Annotated in this window: 16 protein-coding genes; 8 read left to right on the top strand and 8 right to left on the bottom strand. The window is 57.1% G+C overall.

Translation table 11 applies throughout. The annotated features are described in order from the left end of the window. Nucleotides 1–28: 28 nt before the first annotated feature. From LGM20_RS04585 to LGM20_RS04575, 3 genes are read right to left on the bottom strand one after another with little or no spacing between them, the layout of a single operon-like run. Complete coding sequence (locus LGM20_RS04585; protein WP_032429209.1) at nt 29–1,462, bottom strand: glycoside hydrolase family 32 protein; 1,434 nt, start codon at nt 1,460–1,462, stop codon at nt 29–31. A gap of 19 nt (nt 1,463–1,481) precedes the next feature. Beyond that, nucleotides 1,482–2,723 (bottom strand): MFS transporter, encoded by a 1,242-nt coding sequence (locus LGM20_RS04580; protein WP_023290917.1) that lies wholly within the window; start codon nt 2,721–2,723, stop codon nt 1,482–1,484. A gap of 12 nt (nt 2,724–2,735) precedes the next feature. Continuing rightward, the gene (locus LGM20_RS04575; RefSeq protein ID WP_032429210.1) at nt 2,736–2,870 is read right to left on the bottom strand and encodes a hypothetical protein; all 135 of its coding nucleotides are present in this window, start codon (nt 2,868–2,870) and stop codon (nt 2,736–2,738) included. A gap of 94 nt (nt 2,871–2,964) precedes the next feature. Here LGM20_RS04575 and LGM20_RS04570 point away from each other — a divergent pair, with 94 nt between their 5' ends. Then, entirely contained in the window at nt 2,965–3,960 is a 996-nt protein-coding gene (locus tag LGM20_RS04570; protein ID WP_023290919.1) for a LacI family DNA-binding transcriptional regulator, read from the top strand. Here LGM20_RS04570 and araE read toward each other — a convergent pair. Next, complete coding sequence (araE, locus tag LGM20_RS04565) at nt 3,957–5,378, bottom strand: arabinose-proton symporter AraE (protein ID WP_004205402.1); 1,422 nt, start codon at nt 5,376–5,378, stop codon at nt 3,957–3,959. The genes LGM20_RS04570 and araE overlap by 4 nt on opposite strands. Before the next feature lie 296 nt (nt 5,379–5,674). Then, the gene (kduD, locus tag LGM20_RS04560) at nt 5,675–6,436 is read right to left on the bottom strand and encodes a 2-dehydro-3-deoxy-D-gluconate 5-dehydrogenase KduD (protein WP_023290920.1); all 762 of its coding nucleotides are present in this window, start codon (nt 6,434–6,436) and stop codon (nt 5,675–5,677) included. Nucleotides 6,437–6,919: 483 nt separating this feature from the next. On the opposite strand from kduD, the gene LGM20_RS04555 reads away from it, so the two are divergent. Further along, the gene (locus LGM20_RS04555; RefSeq protein ID WP_032453989.1) at nt 6,920–8,095 is read left to right on the top strand and encodes an oligogalacturonate lyase family protein; all 1,176 of its coding nucleotides are present in this window, start codon (nt 6,920–6,922) and stop codon (nt 8,093–8,095) included. A 132-nt stretch (nt 8,096–8,227) separates the two neighbouring features. Here the strand turns inward: LGM20_RS04555 and ompK26 are convergent, their stop codons facing one another. From ompK26 to LGM20_RS04540, 3 genes are all read right to left on the bottom strand, one after another. After that, nucleotides 8,228–8,923: a KdgM family porin OmpK26 gene (ompK26, locus tag LGM20_RS04550; protein ID WP_004205398.1), complete on the bottom strand. Its 696-nt coding sequence runs from the start codon at nt 8,921–8,923 to the stop codon at nt 8,228–8,230. A gap of 249 nt (nt 8,924–9,172) precedes the next feature. Continuing rightward, on the bottom strand, nt 9,173–10,351 hold the full coding sequence (locus tag LGM20_RS04545; protein ID WP_044524632.1) for an acetyl-CoA C-acetyltransferase: 1,179 nt from the start codon (nt 10,349–10,351) through the stop codon (nt 9,173–9,175). Between the two features lie 118 nt (nt 10,352–10,469). Further along, nucleotides 10,470–11,339, bottom strand: a complete 870-nt coding sequence (locus LGM20_RS04540; RefSeq protein WP_032453992.1) for a LysR family transcriptional regulator — start codon at nt 11,337–11,339, stop codon at nt 10,470–10,472. 102 nt (nt 11,340–11,441) lie between these two features. Between LGM20_RS04540 and LGM20_RS04535 the strand changes: the two genes are divergently transcribed. From LGM20_RS04535 to mrkJ, 6 genes are all read left to right on the top strand, one after another. Continuing rightward, nucleotides 11,442–11,903: a multidrug/biocide efflux PACE transporter gene (locus tag LGM20_RS04535; protein ID WP_017899256.1), complete on the top strand. Its 462-nt coding sequence runs from the start codon at nt 11,442–11,444 to the stop codon at nt 11,901–11,903. A 123-nt stretch (nt 11,904–12,026) separates the two neighbouring features. Next, nucleotides 12,027–13,256, top strand: a complete 1,230-nt coding sequence (locus tag LGM20_RS04530; RefSeq protein ID WP_023290924.1) for an amino acid permease — start codon at nt 12,027–12,029, stop codon at nt 13,254–13,256. 120 nt (nt 13,257–13,376) lie between these two features. Then, on the top strand, nt 13,377–14,255 hold the full coding sequence (locus tag LGM20_RS04525) for an aldo/keto reductase family oxidoreductase (protein WP_044524633.1): 879 nt from the start codon (nt 13,377–13,379) through the stop codon (nt 14,253–14,255). 381 nt (nt 14,256–14,636) lie between these two features. Next, nucleotides 14,637–15,341: a transcriptional activator MrkH gene (gene mrkH / locus LGM20_RS04520; protein ID WP_044524634.1), complete on the top strand. Its 705-nt coding sequence runs from the start codon at nt 14,637–14,639 to the stop codon at nt 15,339–15,341. 5 nt (nt 15,342–15,346) lie between these two features. Beyond that, nucleotides 15,347–15,931: a transcriptional regulator MrkI gene (gene mrkI / locus LGM20_RS04515; protein ID WP_032428976.1), complete on the top strand. Its 585-nt coding sequence runs from the start codon at nt 15,347–15,349 to the stop codon at nt 15,929–15,931. Between the two features lie 143 nt (nt 15,932–16,074). Continuing rightward, nucleotides 16,075–16,791: a cyclic-di-GMP phosphodiesterase MrkJ gene (gene mrkJ / locus LGM20_RS04510; protein WP_044524635.1), complete on the top strand. Its 717-nt coding sequence runs from the start codon at nt 16,075–16,077 to the stop codon at nt 16,789–16,791. The last annotated feature ends 17 nt before the right edge of the window (nt 16,792–16,808 follow it).

The following is a 16,808-nucleotide window of genomic DNA, read 5'->3' as shown; positions in this document are numbered from 1 at the left end:
CGGGTTATTAACGACAACAGCCTTATTATTATTCGAGCTGCCAGGCTCCGGCTTCAGTTAATGCCGCTGAGCCGCTCCAGGCAAATAACGCTAATTCACGGCGGGGAGCCTGCGGGTAGATACGGCTGCTCAGGCAGGCTTCGCCGTCATTGACAAACACCTCCACCGAAGAGCTATCGAAAAATATCCGCAGATTGAGATCCGCCCCCGCGGTCAACGGCACGCTGCGCGTCCCGCACAGGCCATGCTGCGGATAATGCCGCTCCAGCACCAGACGCTGCTGCTGGGCATCCACGTAGAGGCGCAGGCCATCGCCAAAGCGCAGACCATACTGCTCGGCGCTGCTGCGGGCGCAGTTCCAGCGCAGGTTCACCTCCATCGCCTCGCAGTTGTCGACCATCGTGGTCTGCTGATTGTTCAGGGTGCTTACCGGCCACGGGAACCAGGCGCCGCGCAGACTCTCCACTTCTTTCGCCGGGCGCATCTGCAGGCGGTTATCCGCGCTCAGGCTCAGCTCGCGCGGCAGGGAGAGCATGCCCGCCCAGCCGTCCTGCTGCTCCGGCAGCGGTGATTCCCACATATCCAGCCAGCCAATCACGATCCGCCGGCCATCGGGGGTGGCGAAGCTTTGCGGCGCATAGAAATCGTGGCCGTGATCCATCTCTCTGAACTCGCCGTGGCGGACGAATCGCTGCCCCGGCTGCCACTCGCCGATCAGATAGCCGCTCTGGAACAGGTTGCGGTTGCGGAACCCCTCGGCCTGCATCCCCTGCGGGGAAAACATCAGAACGCGTTTGCCGTTGAGGGTGAAGAAGTCCGGGCACTCCCACATATAGCCCATGGCGCTTTCCGCTTCATCCAGCACCCCCACATCCTGCCACTGGCGCAGATCGGCTGAGCGGTACAGCCGCACCTGGCCGGTATCGCCTTCGCGCGCGCCGACGATCATGTACCAGCTGTCTCCTTCCCGCCAGACCTTCGGGTCGCGGAAGTGGTGCATGCCCGGCGGGGTGTCGACCACCATCCCCTGGCGCTCGAAGTGGATCCCGTCCCGGCTGGTGGCCAGACACTGAACCTGATACAGATTGGCTTCGTCGCCCGGATCGCCGTGGAATTTATGCCCGGTGTAAATCAGCGCCAGGGTATCGCCATCGACCACCGCCGAGCCGGAGAAGCAGCCGTCTTTATCCTCCGGCCCCTCCGGCGCCAGGGCCACCGGCAGATGCTCCCAGTGCACCAGATCCTTACTCCGCGCGTGCCCCCAGTGCATCGGCCCCCACTGAGTGGAGTACGGGTGATGTTGATAAAAGGCATGGTACCAGCCGTCGAACCACACCAGACCGTTTGGGTCGTTGATCCACCCGGCGCGTGCCGCCAGGTGATAGTGCGGATACCAGCGCAGATTGAGCGCCTGGCGTTGTGTCTGGAGTACCTGTTCAGCCCTGGAGATTGTGTAAGTCATCATTTTCACTCTTTTTGATTCAGACAGCGGTAGGTTGCGACACCAGCGGATCGGCGGAGGATTTGCCGGAGCGCAACAAGAAGATGGAAATAAAGGTGGTGCAGAACACCAGCAGGCCCATGATCAGATAGGACTGGGCGAAGCCATATTTTTCATAGCTGTAGCCCGCCAGCGGCGACAAAACGCTGGCGATAATCGAGCTGGTGCAGGCGAAGCCCACCAGATAGAGGGTGGAGGAGAGGCGTTTATCGAAGTTGATGCTGTTGTACTTAAAGATAGCCACCAGCAGTATCGGCAGCTCCACCGCGTGCAGCAGTTTAGTGATGGAGATCAGCAGCGGCCCCTCCACCAGACCGGAGGCCACCATGCGCATCGCCATCACCATGCCGGCGAAAATCAGGCCGTTTTTGGCGCCGATGCGGTTCACCAGCCACGGCGCGCAGAACATGCCGGCCGCCTCGAGGAACACCTGGAAGGAGTTGAGGTAGCCATACATCTCATTGCCTTCCTGCAGGGTCGCGAACTGCGATGAGAAATAGACCGGGAACTGCTGGTCATAGACGCCGTAGATGCAGGTGCCGATGACGAAGAAGACCAGCGCCCAGAAGCGCGGCAGCGTCAGCAGGCGCAACGCATCTTCCAGGGTCACCTTGCCGCCCGAAACCGCCTCCTGCATCGCATGCGGCGCCGAGGAGACGCGCAGCCGCGCCAGCAGGATAAAAAACACCAGTCCGGAACAGCTGGCGACGAGGAAGTTAAGCTGCGGATTGATGTTAAACAGCAGACCGGCGAAGAAGGTGGCCACCGCCCAGCCCAGCGAGCCCCACATCCGCGCCCTGCCGAATTCAAACTGGCTCTGGCGCGCCACGCGCTCGGTATAGGATTCCAGCACGCCAATGCCGCCGTTAAAGGTCAAGCCGATGTAGATCCCGCCGAAGATGCTGCCCAGCAGGACGTTAATTTTCAGCAGATGGCCGAACAGCAGATACGCCGGACCGGAGAGGATCAGCAGCGCGGTGATATACCAGAGCAGATGTTTGCGCAGCCCCAGCTTATCCTGGATAAAGCCATAGCAAACTTGCGCAAACAGCGCGGAAACCGACAGAACGGCGTAGATGATACCGGTATCGCCGGCCTTCAGCCCGACCTCCTGGTGCAGCCAGATGGAGAGCAAGGAGCCGGATGACGACCAGGTCACGAAAAAGAAAAACAGTAAGGCACTGAGCAACGGGTAGCTGTGTGAGTGATGCGCTTTCATCATGACATTCTCGTGTTAGAGGAATGCAATTATGGTAACGTTAACAAAAAACAAAGCGCAGGGGGATTCGCTGCGATACATGATGTTAATCACAAAAGTTAACGTTAACATAATGAAGATGCGATCGCGATCAAATATTAACCGCGGCAGCGTGGAGGACGAGGCTAGCATAAAATCGTTTCACGCTTTTACATCAGCGACTTAGTTGTATAGCCTGTACTCTGCAGCTATGGCGGAGGAAAAAATGGCGTCCCTGAAAGATGTAGCAAAACTGGCGAATGTATCTCTGATGACCGTCTCTCGGGCGCTGAACACCCCGGAGCGGCTCAAGCCGGAGACGCTGGCCCGCGTGCAGGCCGCCATCGCCGAAACCAACTATGTCCCCGACCTGTCGGCGAAAAAGATCCGCGGGGCGCGGGCCACCCCCAGCACCATCGGCGTGCTGGCGCTGGATACCGTCACCACCCCCTTTTCGGTGGAGATCACCCTCTCGATCGAAGAGACCGCCCGCGCCCACGGCTGGAACAGCTTTGTGGTCAACATGTTTTCCGACGATCGGCCGGAAGCGGTGGTCGACCTGCTCCTCTCCCACCGTCCGGACGGCATTATCTTTACCACCATGGGCCTGCGCCAGGTGCCGCTGCCGGACAAACTGCTGACCCTGCCCTGCGTGCTGGCCAACTGCGAAAGCCTCAGCCAGCCGGTGGCCAGCTATATCCCGGACGATGAACAGGGTCAGTACGACGCGGTAAAAGCCCTGCTTGCCGCGGGCTATCGTCATCCGCTGTGCCTGCACTTACCCGCCAGCCAGCTGGCGACAATCCGCCGCCGTCAGGGGCTGGAGCGCGCCTGCCGGGAGGCGGGCATCGAACCGGACAGCCTGACCCACTCGTATATGGCCCAGGGCGATGAGCATTACCACGATATTCCGGGGGTGGTGATGGCGCATATCCGCGAGGGTAAACCCGGCTTTGACTCGGTGATTTGCGGCAACGACCGCATCGCCTTTATGGTCTATCAGACGCTGCTGGGCCAGGGGCTACGCATTCCACAGGACGTGGCGGTGGTGGGATACGACAATATGGTGGGCATTGGCGATCTGTTTCTGCCGCCGCTCTCCACGGTGCAGCTGCCGCACTACGACATCGGGCGCCTGAGCGCCCTGCATATCATTCACGGCGACAACCATCGGGAGACGCGCAAGGTCGCCAGCCCGTGGCTGCCGCGCGCCTCACATTAACGGTTACCGATGTTGCGCAGCTTCTCGCCCGCCATCAGGTTGCGCTCAATGTGCTCGAGGGTGACATTTTTGGTCTCCGGGATCAGCCAGAAGGTGACGCCGATAAAGGCCACGTTGAGCACCGTGTAGAGCCAGAAGGTCCCGGCGGCGCCGATCGCGTCAAGCAGCGTCAGGAAGGTGGCGCCGATGATCATGTTCGACACCCAGTTGGTGGTGGTGGAGCAGGTGATGCCGAAGTCGCGGCATTTCAGCGGCTGGATCTCAGAGCAGAGGATCCACACCACCGGCGCCGCGCTCATCGCATACCCGGCAATACACATCATGGTCATGCCGACGGAAAGCCAGGAGAGGCCGCTGGAGGCGGTGCCATTGTCGAACTGCATCAGGCAGTAGCCGAGCACCAGGGTGCCCAGCGCCATCACGCTGAAACCGATTTTCAGCGCCGGCTTGCGGCCCGCTTTATCCACCGTGAACACCGCGATAAAGGTGGCAAACATAAAGGTCAGGCCCACCACCAGGGTGGCGATCATCTGCTGTTCGGTAGTGGTAAAGCCCGCCATTTTGAAAATACGCGGGGCGTAGTACATGATGATGTTCATGCCGGTGAACTGCTGCATCGCCTGCAGCAGCATGCCAAGGAACACCGCCCGGCGCACGTTACGATTGACCTTGAACAACGCCCAACCGCCCTGCTTCAGCTTCAGGCTTTCGCGGATCTCGTTAAGCTCATCGCGCGCCTTCTCCGAGGTATCGCGCAGCATCCGCAGCACCTCTTCCGCTTCGATATGGCGCCCTTTCTCCGCCAGCCAGCGAGGGCTGTTCGGCAGAAAGACGACCAGAACGATCAGGATCACCGCCGGCAGCGCCAGCACGCCCAGCATGGCGCGCCAGTTACCGCTGTAGCTAAAGGCGGTATCGGAAAGAAACGCCAGCACAATGCCGAGGGTCACCATCAGCTGATACATACTGATCATTTTTCCGCGCACGTTCTCGCTGGCCATTTCGGAGAGGTACAGCGGCGCGGTATAAGAGGCGATCCCAACGGCCACCCCTAACACCACGCGGGCCACCAGCAGCACTTCCACGCTGGCGGCAAAAGCGGAGCCGATAGAGCCGGCGACAAAAAGCACGGCCCCCGCCATCAGGCTGTATTTGCGGCCAAGGCGGAACGACAGCCAGCCGTTAAACAGCGCGCCTATCGCCGCCCCCAGCATCATGCTGCTGACCACCCACTCCTGAAGCTGGCTGGATAAGGTGAAGTGGTCGGTTATAAAGGGCAGCGCCCCGGATATCACGCCGATATCCAGGCCAAAGAGCAACCCCGCCACCGCCGCGGCGATAGAAACAAACCAGTTCATCCGCCGAGTGTCACGTTGCGCCCGCGGCGTTAATGCAGAGTCGTTACTGATTGAAGTCATTTTTATTCCTGCCACACAGAGAAAGACATAGGACGAAAGTACGTGACTGGCGGAGGAGTTTGTCAGGCTGGATACGCCAAAGATATGGACTATTTTGCTGGCAAGATGGGTTTTGTGATGGACATTAAACTTTCAAAGTAACAAAAAATTCGTTTCGCATAGTTAATAACCCTGTTCATACAGGGCGGTAACATTCATTCTGCACTCTGGAATATGGACGATCCTCATTTTACGGTATGGACAATAATTGCTCAGACGGCCGGGGCGATGAGTGTCGCGCCGGCCGTCGTCGACGGTTAGCGCGCCAGCCAGCCGCCGTCCACCGCTACCGTGTAGCCATTGATGTAATCGGAGGCTGGGGAAGCGAGGAAGACCACCGGCCCCATCAGGTCGGACGGCAGGCCCCAGCGCCCGGCGGGAATGCGGTCGAGGATTTCGCTACTGCGCTGCTCGTCAGCGCGCAGCTGCTGGGTGTTATTGGTCGCCATATACCCCGGGGCGATGGCATTGACATTGATATGGTGTTTAGCCCACTCGTTGGCCAGCAGGCGGGTGACGCCCATCACCGCGCTTTTGGACGCGGTATACGACGGCACACGGATCCCGCCCTGGAACGACAGCATCGAGGCGATGTTAATGATCTTCCCGCCGCTGCCCTGGGCGATAAAGTGCTTCGCCGCCGCCTGGGACATGAAAAATACGCTCTTGATGTTGAGGTTCATGACGTCGTCCCAGTCCTTTTCGCTGAACGCCAGCGCGTCCTCGCGGCGGATGAGGCCGGCATTGTTGACCAGAATATCAATATGGCCAAACTCCGCCACCGCCCGCTCCAGCAGCTGGGGGATACCGTCGATCTGGCGCAGGTCGGCGGTCAGGCTAAGAAAGCGGCGTCCCAGCGCCGTCACCCGCTCGATGGTTTCCACCGGCTCGACAATATTGATACCGACAATATCGCAGCCCGCTTCCGCCAGACCGAGGGCCATCCCCTGACCTAAACCGGTATCGCATCCGCTCACGACGGCCACTTTTCCCTGCAGGGAGAATGCATCAAGAATCATAATGTGTTCCTTAGTCGTTCAGAGCCTGCAGTATGCAGGCAAGGTTCTCTCGGCCCGGCTCGCGCCGGCGGCGCGACTGAGCGTAGGGCGAACTCACGGGCATAGCCCATCATAAAAATAAAACAGAGTTCCGTTTTACTAATGGGTGCCATCTTAGCCCCGCGCCCTATCATTTTCAATGATATTTAAAGCGTCGTTTCATTTTTTATGACGTCGATTACAAAAAAAGAAAAAGCGAACGGATGCGGCAACCCGCGCCGGACAGGAAGCGGTTTTAAAAGGATGATGATTCAACCGGTTGTCTGAGGAGACGGTCGAAGTTAGGCCAGCAGGCCGCGGAAGATGCGGGAATTGCGCTGAACTGCGTGAGACATCACAAATAATGAAATGTTGTTTTGATAAATTAACACCCATCTTTTAAAACACATCACTCAGCGACACGCCTCTGGTCCAGCGGCATCGCAGGAAAGAAAGGAGCACTACATGGCTAAAGGCATGCGGGTCAAACTGAACTATCACGTCAGCCGCGATCCGGATACCGGGGCGGAAGTCACCCGCTTAACCCCCCCGGAGGTCACCTGTCATCGCAACTACTTCTATCAGAAGTGCTTTTTTAACGATGGCAGCCATTTACTGTTCGCCGGCGAGTTTGACGGCCACTGGAACTACTATCTGCTGAATATCGCCAGCGCCGAAGCCGTCCAGCTGACGGAAGGCGCCGGGGATAACACCTTCGGCGGCTTCCTCTCCCCGGACGATAAGTCGCTCTATTACGTGAAAAATGACCGTACCCTGCTGGAGGTGAACCTCACCACCCTCGCCGAGCGTGAAGTTTACCGCGTCAGCGAGGAGTGGGTCGGCTATGGCACCTGGGTGGCGAACAGCGATTGCAGCAAACTGGTAGGCATTGAGATTGCGAAAAGCGACTGGACGCCGCTCAACGACTGGCAGATTTTTCATGACTTCTTCCACAAAGGACCGCACTGCCGCCTGCTGCGCGTCGACCTGCGCAGCGGTGAGAGCCAGGTGATCCATGAGGAAAAAATCTGGCTGGGACATCCGATCTATCGTCCCTTCGACGACCATACCGTCGCCTTCTGCCATGAAGGGCCGCACGATCTGGTTGACGCCCGCATGTGGCTGGTCAATGAAGATGGCAGCAACGTGCGTAAAGTCAAAGCGCATGCCCCGGGCGAAAGCTGCACCCATGAATTCTGGGTACCGGACGGTTCAGCGCTGATCTACGTCTCCTATCTGAAAGGCCAGCAGGGGCGAACGATCTATCGCTTTGATCCGGAAAGCGGCGTCAACGAGGCCCTGATGACGATGCCCGCCTGCTCGCATCTGATGAGCAATTTCGACGGCACGCTGCTGGTGGGCGATGGATCGGGCACGCCGGTCGATGTCAAAGATACCGGCGGCTACTCCATTGATAACGATCCTTATCTCTACGTCTTTAACGTGGCGGAGAAGCGCTACTTCCGCGTCGCGCGCCATGATACCTCGTGGGCGACAGTGGCCAACAGCCGGCAGGTGACTCACCCGCACCCCTCGTTTACGCCGGATGACAGCGCCATTCTGTTCAGCTCCGATAAAGACGGCAAGCCGGCCATCTATATCGCGAAATTACCTGACCATCCGCCGATGCTGAGCGCCTGAGCCCGGCGAACGTTTTTCTGTAACTGGCCTTGCCCTCCTTCGCGGAGGGCTTTTTTTGTTCCCTCGCTTTGGCGCATAAAAAACCCCGGCTGACGGCGCCGGGGAAGAGAGACGATGAGGGTCTGGCGGAAATCAGAACGAGTAGGCCACCCCGACGCGGAAACGGGTCTGGCGATCGCTGCGGTCATTCACGCCGACGTTGCCAATTTCACCATACGGCGACCAGTTGTTATCCAGCTTATAGGCTACCTTCACGTTATATTCCTGTGAGTAGGGTTTGTTGTCGTTGCGGTTCACCCCTTCCGAACTGCGGGCATAGACATAGTTCAGCTCGGTGCGCCAGTCGCCGAGGGCAAACCCGGCCCACGCGTCGCCGCGATTCACCTTGTCATCATCTTTACCGGCATCGTTCGGATAGCGGGTGTACTCATAGCGATAGCGAGCGGCGACATAGAAGCCATTGTCGAAACTGTACTGTACGTGCAGATGCGGCTTGTAAATGGAGCGGCTGTCGTTGCTCTCTATGGTAAACCCGGGGGTGAGGAAAAGGTTCGACGTCGCTTTCCAGCGCCAGCTGATGGTGTCTTCATGGCCGTTGCCCACCACGTCCGAATAGGGTTGCGAACCGTTGTCGCCGCCTGAACGCCATTTGGCCTCCACGGTAAAGCCTAGCCCGTTGGCGAAGCGGTGGGATACCGAGACGCGGTCGGCATTGCTTTTATCGCTCTTGCCGCCATCAATAAATTCATGACGTAAATCTATCGTGACCGCGGTTGCCGCAAAAGACATACCGCAGAGGGCGGCCAGAACCAGAGATCGTTTTAACATAGGGTACCCCTTATAATAAATAAAATGTCATTTCGTTTTTATGAAACGTTATTTTATTTTTTAAGTACCTCAGTTTTAGTGACCAGGATCGTAGTTATTTGTTTCAAAAAAGGTGGCACAACAAGACGTGACGGAGCTCAATAAATTGACGATGGGGAGAAGGGAAATACGGCAAAAAAGAGGGGGTCGGCAAAGCGCGGCGCATAAAAAAGGCCTCCCGCAGGAGGCCATGGAAATCGACATTCAGCGCTACGCGCGCTCTACCGCCAGCGCCACGCCCTGACCGCCGCCGATGCACAGCGTCGCCAGCCCTTTACGCGCATCGCGCTTGATCATTTCATGCACCAGCGACACCAGAATCCGGCAGCCGGAGGCGCCGATCGGGTGGCCGAGGGCGATCGCGCCGCCGTTGACGTTGACCCGTCGCTCATCCCACTCCAGTACCCGGCCAACGGAGATAGCCTGAGCGGCAAAGGCCTCATTGGCTTCGATCAGATCGACGTCGTCCAGCCGCCAGCCGGCCCGTTCCAGACAACGGCGGGTGGCGTGCACCGGGGCGATGCCCATCAGCGCCGGATCGACGCCGACGCTGGCGAAGGCGCGGATCCGCGCGAGGATCGGCAGCCCCAGCTCCTCGGCTTTCGCCTCACTCATCATCATCACCGCCGCCGCGCCGTCATTGATGCTGGATGCGTTGCCGGCGGTCACCGATCCGAGACGATCGAAGGCAGGCTGCAGGCTGGCCAGCCCTTCCGCGCTGGCATCCACCCGCGGTTGTTCATCGGTATCTACGGTGCGCGCCGCGCCGTTATGCTCGGTAACGACCGGGACAATCTCATCGCGAAAGCGTCCGGAATCAATCGCCTTGCGCGCCTTATGCTGCGAGCTGAGCGCCCAGGCGTCCTGCAGTTCGCGGCTGATGCCGTATTCCCGGGCGAGGTTTTCCGCCGTGACGCCCATATGGTAATCGTTGAAGGCGTCCCACAGGCCGTCATGGACCAGACTGTCAATCAGCTGGCTGTTGCCCAGCTGGGCGCCGGTGCGGCTGTCGGTGAGGACATGCGGAGCGCGGCTCATGTTCTCCTGGCCGCCGGCGATCACCACGTCCGCCTCCCCGCACTGGATGGCCTGGGTGGCGAGGTGCAGGGCTTTCAGACCTGAACCGCAGACGTCGTTAATGGTGATAGCCGATACAGTGTTGGGCAACCCGCCGCGAATAGCGGACTGACGGGCCGGGTTTTGCCCGGTTCCCGCGGTCAGCACCTGGCCGAGGATCACCTCATCCACGCTCTGCGGATCGATTCCCGTCTTCTCCACCAGCGCCTTCACCACCACGCTACCCAGCTCAACGGCTGAATGGCGCGATAGCGCGCCCTGAAAGCAGCCAATCGGCGTTCGCAGCGCCCCGACGATCACGACATCCTTCATCCTCTACCCCTGCCCGTGCTTTTGCGCAAAGAAACAGCGATATACTAGATAATTGTTATCAAAAAACTTTGTAATTGTTTAAAAAAAGTGAGGCCAATCACAAAGAATTAGCCATTTGTTAACGTTCACGCCGCTGCAGATGCTGACGCAGCCAGCTGCCCGCCGCCCCGGGCGGCGCTTTCTTATTCCACAGCAGATCCACCGAAATCGCCCGCGGCCAGCCGGGGATATCGAGCGCCACCAGCCCGCCCTGCGGCGCAAACTCCGCCACCAGGGCGCAGGGCAGAATGCACCAGCCGAAGCCCTGCACCGCCATGCTGAGCAGCAGCAGGTAGTTTGGCGCCGACCAGACCTGCCCGGCGGCAGGCTCCGTGGCGCTGGCCAGAAAGGTGCTCAAACGCAGCTCGCGCCAGCTGCGCAGCTCATCCCAGACAACCTTGCCCTGCGCCGCCAGCGGATGGTCAGGCGCCACGTAAATGCCCATCGCCGTCTGCAGCGGCAGGCGGGTGCTGCCGATATCGGTCGGGTAGCGCTCTCTCGCCTCAATCAATCCCACCTGGGCGCGGGATTTTTGCAGGAGATCGATCACGTCCTCATCTTCGCCAATCAAACACTCAAACTCGGTATGAGGGAAGCGGCGGTCAAACTGCACCAGCAGATCTTCCAGCACGTCCGGGTGCAGGGTGTCCGAGAGCACAAAGGTCAGTCGCGGCTCCGTCTCGCCGGACAGCGACACCGCCAGCTCATCCAGCCGCTCGCTGGCGGCGAGGATCGCTTTGACATAGCTCAGCACCTGCTCCCCCTGCGGCGTCAGCGTCGGCTGCCGCGTTGCCCGATCGAAGAGGGTCACCCCGAGGTCTGCCTCCAGGTTGGCGATAGCGGTACTGATCGTCGACTGGCTTTTCCGCAGGCGACGGGCGGCCGCGGAGAACGACCCGCTGTCAACGGCCTCGACAAAGGCGGTTAACGCTTCCGGTGAATAACGCATGATGTATCTACTTTATCGATGGTTTCTATCTTTTGTTTATCATATTTTTCCATAAACTGCCGGGTAATTTCCTGTTCAGGCTAAAACTGGAGGTAGCTCGCCATGCAACAGACCCCGCATCAGCGCAAGACGCTCACCGAACGCGTTATCCACGCCATCACCTTCGAAGGACTGGCGACGCTGATCCTCGCCCCCACCGCCGCCTGGCTGATGCAGCGTTCGGTGGTGGAGATGGGCGGGCTGAGCATTCTGCTCGCCACCCTGGCGATGGTATGGAACATCATTTATAACGCGGCTTTCGATCGCCTGTGGCCGGTCTCCCGCGTCCCCCGTCGGCTGAAAGTGCGGGCGCTGCACGCGATCGGCTTCGAGACCGGCTTTGTTATCATCGGCGTCACCATGGTGGCTATCGTGCTGGGGGTATCGCTACTGCAGGCGTTTATGCTGGAGATCGGCTTCATGCTCTTCTTCCTGCCCTACACCATGGCGTTTAACTGGGTCTGGGACACCCTGCGCGAGCGCGTGATCCGACACCGCCGCCCGCGCCAGGCGGCACGCGGCTAGCCCCGCGGCGGATCCTTCGCGATCCGCCGCGACTTTATCACCAAAAACTATCGCAACAGATGAACCATAAATATGGTAAATTGCACTCCTTTTTTTTGGTTTGACGGTTGATAAAGTCGCATAATGTCTAAAATTTGGTCTAAAGAAGAAACTCTATGGAGTTTTGCCTTATATGGCACTGCAGTAGGCGCTGGGACGCTATTTCTACCGATCCAGCTGGGTTCGGCTGGCGCCATCGTCCTTTTCATCACCGCGCTGGTCGCCTGGCCGCTCACCTACTGGCCTCACAAAGCGCTGAGCCAGTTTATTCTCTCGGCCAATATCGCGCCGGGAACCGGGATCACCGGCGCAGTCAATCACTACTATGGTAAGAAAATTGGCAACCTGATCACCGGCCTCTATTTCCTCGCCTTCTTTGTGGTCGTGCTGATCTACGCCGTGGCCATCACCAACTCGCTGGCCGAGCAGGTGGCGCATCACACGCCGATGACGCCTGCGCTACGCGCGCTGCTGAGTCTTGGCGTGGTGCTGGTCCTTAATCTGATCTTTCTCATGGGCCGGCAGATCACCATCAAGGTGATGGGCTTTCTGGTCTTCCCGCTCATCGCCTGCTTTCTGTTTCTCTCCCTCTATTTAATTCGCGACTGGCATCCGGAACATCTCACCAGCCAGATGCAGTTCAGCTCGCAGACGCTCCACCAGGTCTGGATCTCCATACCCGTGATGGTTTTCGCTTTTAGCCATACGCCGATCATCTCAACTTTTGCTATCGACCAGCAGGAGAAACACGGCGACCTGGCCATGGGTAAATGCAAAAAAATCATGAAGGTGGCCTACACCATCATCTGCGCCAGCGTGCTGTTTTTCGTCTTCAGCTGCCTGCTGGCTATCCCGGCGACCTATATTGAGACCGCCCGCGATCAGGGGGTGACTATCCTCTCCGCCCTGTCGATGGTGCCGGGCGCGCCGGGCTGGCTGGCGGTGACCGGCATTATCGTCGCCGTGGTCGCCATGTCGAAATCCTTTCTCGGCACCTACTTCGGGGTCATTGAAGGCGCCAGCGAAATCGTCAAAAGCTCGCTGGGCCTGATGGGCGTGCGCAAGAGCCGCGCCTTCAACCGCGCGATGTCGATCATGCTGGTCTCCGCCTTCACCTTTGCGGTGTGCTTTATCAACCCGAATGCGATCTCGATGATCTACGCCATCAGCGGACCGCTTATCGCCATGATCCTGTTTATCATGCCCACGCTGTCAACCTGGCTTATCCCGGCGCTGAAGCCGTATCGCTCGGTGGGGAACGCCATCACTCTGGTGGTCGGCCTGCTCTGCGTCTCCGTGATGTTCTTCGGCTAAACTGCCTCCGGCGACAGCGGCTTGCCTGAGCCGCTGTCGCACATTCTGACAACATTCTCGCCCTTCCCTTCCTTGTGAGCGCATTACACTTACGGCTTAGCCACCGTGAGGAGAGTTCCTATGTCCAGTGTCACCTTATCCGGTCGCGGCACGCTCGGCGATCGCCAGGTCTATCGGTTGGGTTACGGGGCCATGCAGCTGGCCGGCCCCGGCGTCTTCGGCCCGCCGAAAGATCCTGAAGAAGCGGTGCGCGTGCTGCAGGCCGCCGTCGAAGCTGGGGTAAACCATATCGATACTTCGGATTTCTATGGCCCCCATGTGACCAATCAGCTGATCCGCAAAGCGCTTCACCCCTACCCCGACGATTTGTGCATTGTCACCAAGGTCAGCGCCCGCCGTGACGAAAAAGGCAACTGGCTGCCGGCCATGTCGCCTGCTGAACTGACCCAGGCCGTCGAGGACAATTTGCGTCACCTGGGGCTCGACGTGCTGGAGGTGGTGAACCTGCGCAGTATGCTGAGCCCCCACGGCCCGGTGGAGGGGTCGCTGGAGGCGCCGCTCGCCACCCTGCAGGAGCTGAAGGCGCGAGGGTTGATCCGCCATATTGGCCTTAGCAACGTGACGGCAAAGCAGGTGGCGGATGCGCAGAAAATGACGCCTATCGTCTGCGTGCAAAACCTCTATAACATTGCCCATCGCGCCGACGACGCGCTGGTGGATGCGCTGGCCGCCCAGCACATCGCCTGGGTCCCCTTCTTCCCGCTGGGCGGTTTTACCCCGCTGCAGGCGCAGGAGCTGAACGAGGTCGCGGCCTCGCTTGAGGCGACGCCGATGCAGGTCGCCCTCGCCTGGCTACTCCAGCGCGCGCCCAATATTCTGCTGATCCCCGGCACCTCATCCCGCACGCACCTGGCGGAAAATATTGCCGCCGCCGGGCTGGTTCTGCCAGCGGATGCGCTACGCATCCTGGATAATATCGCCAATCGCGCGCATTCCTGACCCCTCAGGCTAAATGGAGGGAACGACTTCCCTCCTCAATATTTGCCTGGAAAAACCTCAACACTGCTGGCACTATAGATCCTACAAATGGGGCATGATCGACGATCGTTTTCTCATTATCCCCGTTAATTAAACTTAAGTTTTTTCCTTCGACCGGTCTCCAGCTTGGAGGCCGTTGTCGTTTTTGTCATGACCAAAATTTGAAACTCTTGATTACAGGAAACACAATATCGAATTCCAAGTTTATACATATCAATCTGGCTGCAAAGATAGTCAATAACATCAAACGCTCATAAAAACATCTGATTAACCCAATCAGAATGTTGCTATTGCTATAAGAAAAATCAAACGCCTCACGACAACTATTTACAAGGGAAGCCTATGACAGAGGGAACGATAAAGACCAGTAAGTATGAAATTATTGCTATTTTCAGAGAGGAGTTGCGCAAACGTACTGAAATTGAAATATTTTTTAACAACACCAGTATCATAACCCAACTGACGCGCGTGGACTTTGCCGAGTTCCATATTCAGACCCATCGCAAAATCCCACCAGGTCATAAAATTCGTTTTCTACTGCATAGCGATTCAGGGAAAATAGAGTTTAATGCAGCCCTGACAAAACATGACAATAGCGGTGTCGATAAAGGTATCCGCTACGCCTTTTCCTTGCCTGAATGCCTGCAGGTCGTGCAGCGTCGCCGCGATCCCCGCTTTCGTTTACGCCATGAGCATGACTTTTATTGCCGCGGGCGCCATAAAAATGGCGAAAACTATCTTTTCGACATCAAAGACATTTCGGACGGCGGTTGCGCGCTGATGACCAAAACGCCGAACCTGAAATTTCTCAGTCATAACGCATTGCTGAAAAATGCCGTACTGATGCTGGCGGAATATGGCGAGATCACCATCGACCTGGTGGTAAAAAATGTCATTATTATCACCCTCGACAATCCCAATGAAGAGAGCGAAAATTACTATCAGATATCCTGCCAGTTTAAGTTCCGTCATCTCGACGACCAGCGCAGAATAGAGAAGATTCTGCTGGACCTGATCTTAGAAGCCAAGCGCAAAAAGAGAATCTGATACCCTTGGAAAGTATATTGCTGTACACCAATGATAATCTCATTGGTCACTCAATCTATCACTACCTTATTGATAGTCATGAAAATGCCACCCGTTTTGGCTATGACGATGTTATCCAGAGAAAACATCTGCCTGTGGCCCAAACGGTTATTTTCAATTTAATTAATAAGGATATTTCTGCCATCAGAATCCTTGATCTGCTGAATGCGCTCCGCCTTTCCCTGCAGCGCTGCCAGCAGCCGGTGCTGATGGTAAAAAGCGACATTGCCGGGCTATGCCGAGAGTTGATAACTGTCGATAATGCCATGATTATTAGCGAAAACTCACCGCTATCTATGTTTACTTCCATTATCCAGCGCGCGAAGGGCGCCAGCGAACCGCCGCCGCGACGATTGCGCAAACAGCTGTCGCCGCGGGAGTGCCAGATCCTCGAACTGCTGATTGCCAACAATAATAATAAGCGTATTGCCGCCCTGCTCGGCATTGCCCATAAAACGGTCCACAGCCATCGTATCCATATCATGCAAAAGCTGGGCATTGATAATTCCCGCACGATGAACCAGCGTATTGCCGCCCTTCATCAATGTTAAATTATACAGCGGTAAATCAATAGCGGATAAAGCGTACTTATTCGCTGTTGATTTACATTTCCTGCCATTCCCATTAACCATCAGGTAGCCTATAATTAGTCTATCCTCTGCTTATTGTCTGACTAACCTCGTGAAGAGGGATAATGAACACTAAAATATTCGAAGACAACATTTTATCTCGTAATGATATCGCTGTACGCTACGTCTTTCAGAAAATGTTTTCCCCACAAGGTACCTTAGTCGCAGTTGAATGCTTAAGCCGCTTCGATAATCTTCCCGTTTCGCCAGAATATTTTTTCCGCCATGCCACCGCGGCGGTTCGTGAACGTATTTTTCTCGAGCAACTGGCGTTGATTGAACAGCATAAAGCATGGTTTTTACGTAACCATATTTCCGCCACCATTAACGTCGATGACCATATCCTGAATCTGCTACGCCAGAAGGAAATAAAAGAGAAAATTGCCACCCTGACCTGCGTCCATTTTGAAGTGACCGAAAACGCCGAGAAACTTCTGAATAATTCCCTCGCCGCCTGGCAAAGCCCGCAGGATACCTCGCTGTGGCTCGACGACTTCGGCTCTGGCTACGCGGGGATAAACGCCATCAGCGGTTATCATTTTGACTATGTCAAAATTGATAAAGATTTTTTCTGGCATCTGATGCGCAAAGAGTCCGGCCGTCAGCTGATGGATGCGCTGGTCACCTTTTTATCCCGCAATCATCACAACGTGATTATTGAAGGTGTGGAAAGCGAAGCCCATAAAAAATGGCTGCAGGGTATGGAGTGGTTTGCTATTCAGGGGCATTACTGGCAGGAAGTCAGCATTGAACAACTGGTTGCCGACGATATTGTCATATAAAAAAGCCGGGCTTGCCC

The sequence above is a fragment of the Klebsiella quasipneumoniae subsp. quasipneumoniae genome, assembly GCF_020525925.1.
GTDB lineage: Bacteria > Pseudomonadota > Gammaproteobacteria > Enterobacterales > Enterobacteriaceae > Klebsiella > Klebsiella quasipneumoniae.
Note: the sequence above shows the minus strand (reverse complement) of the source record. Positions and strands in the feature narration are given on the sequence as shown.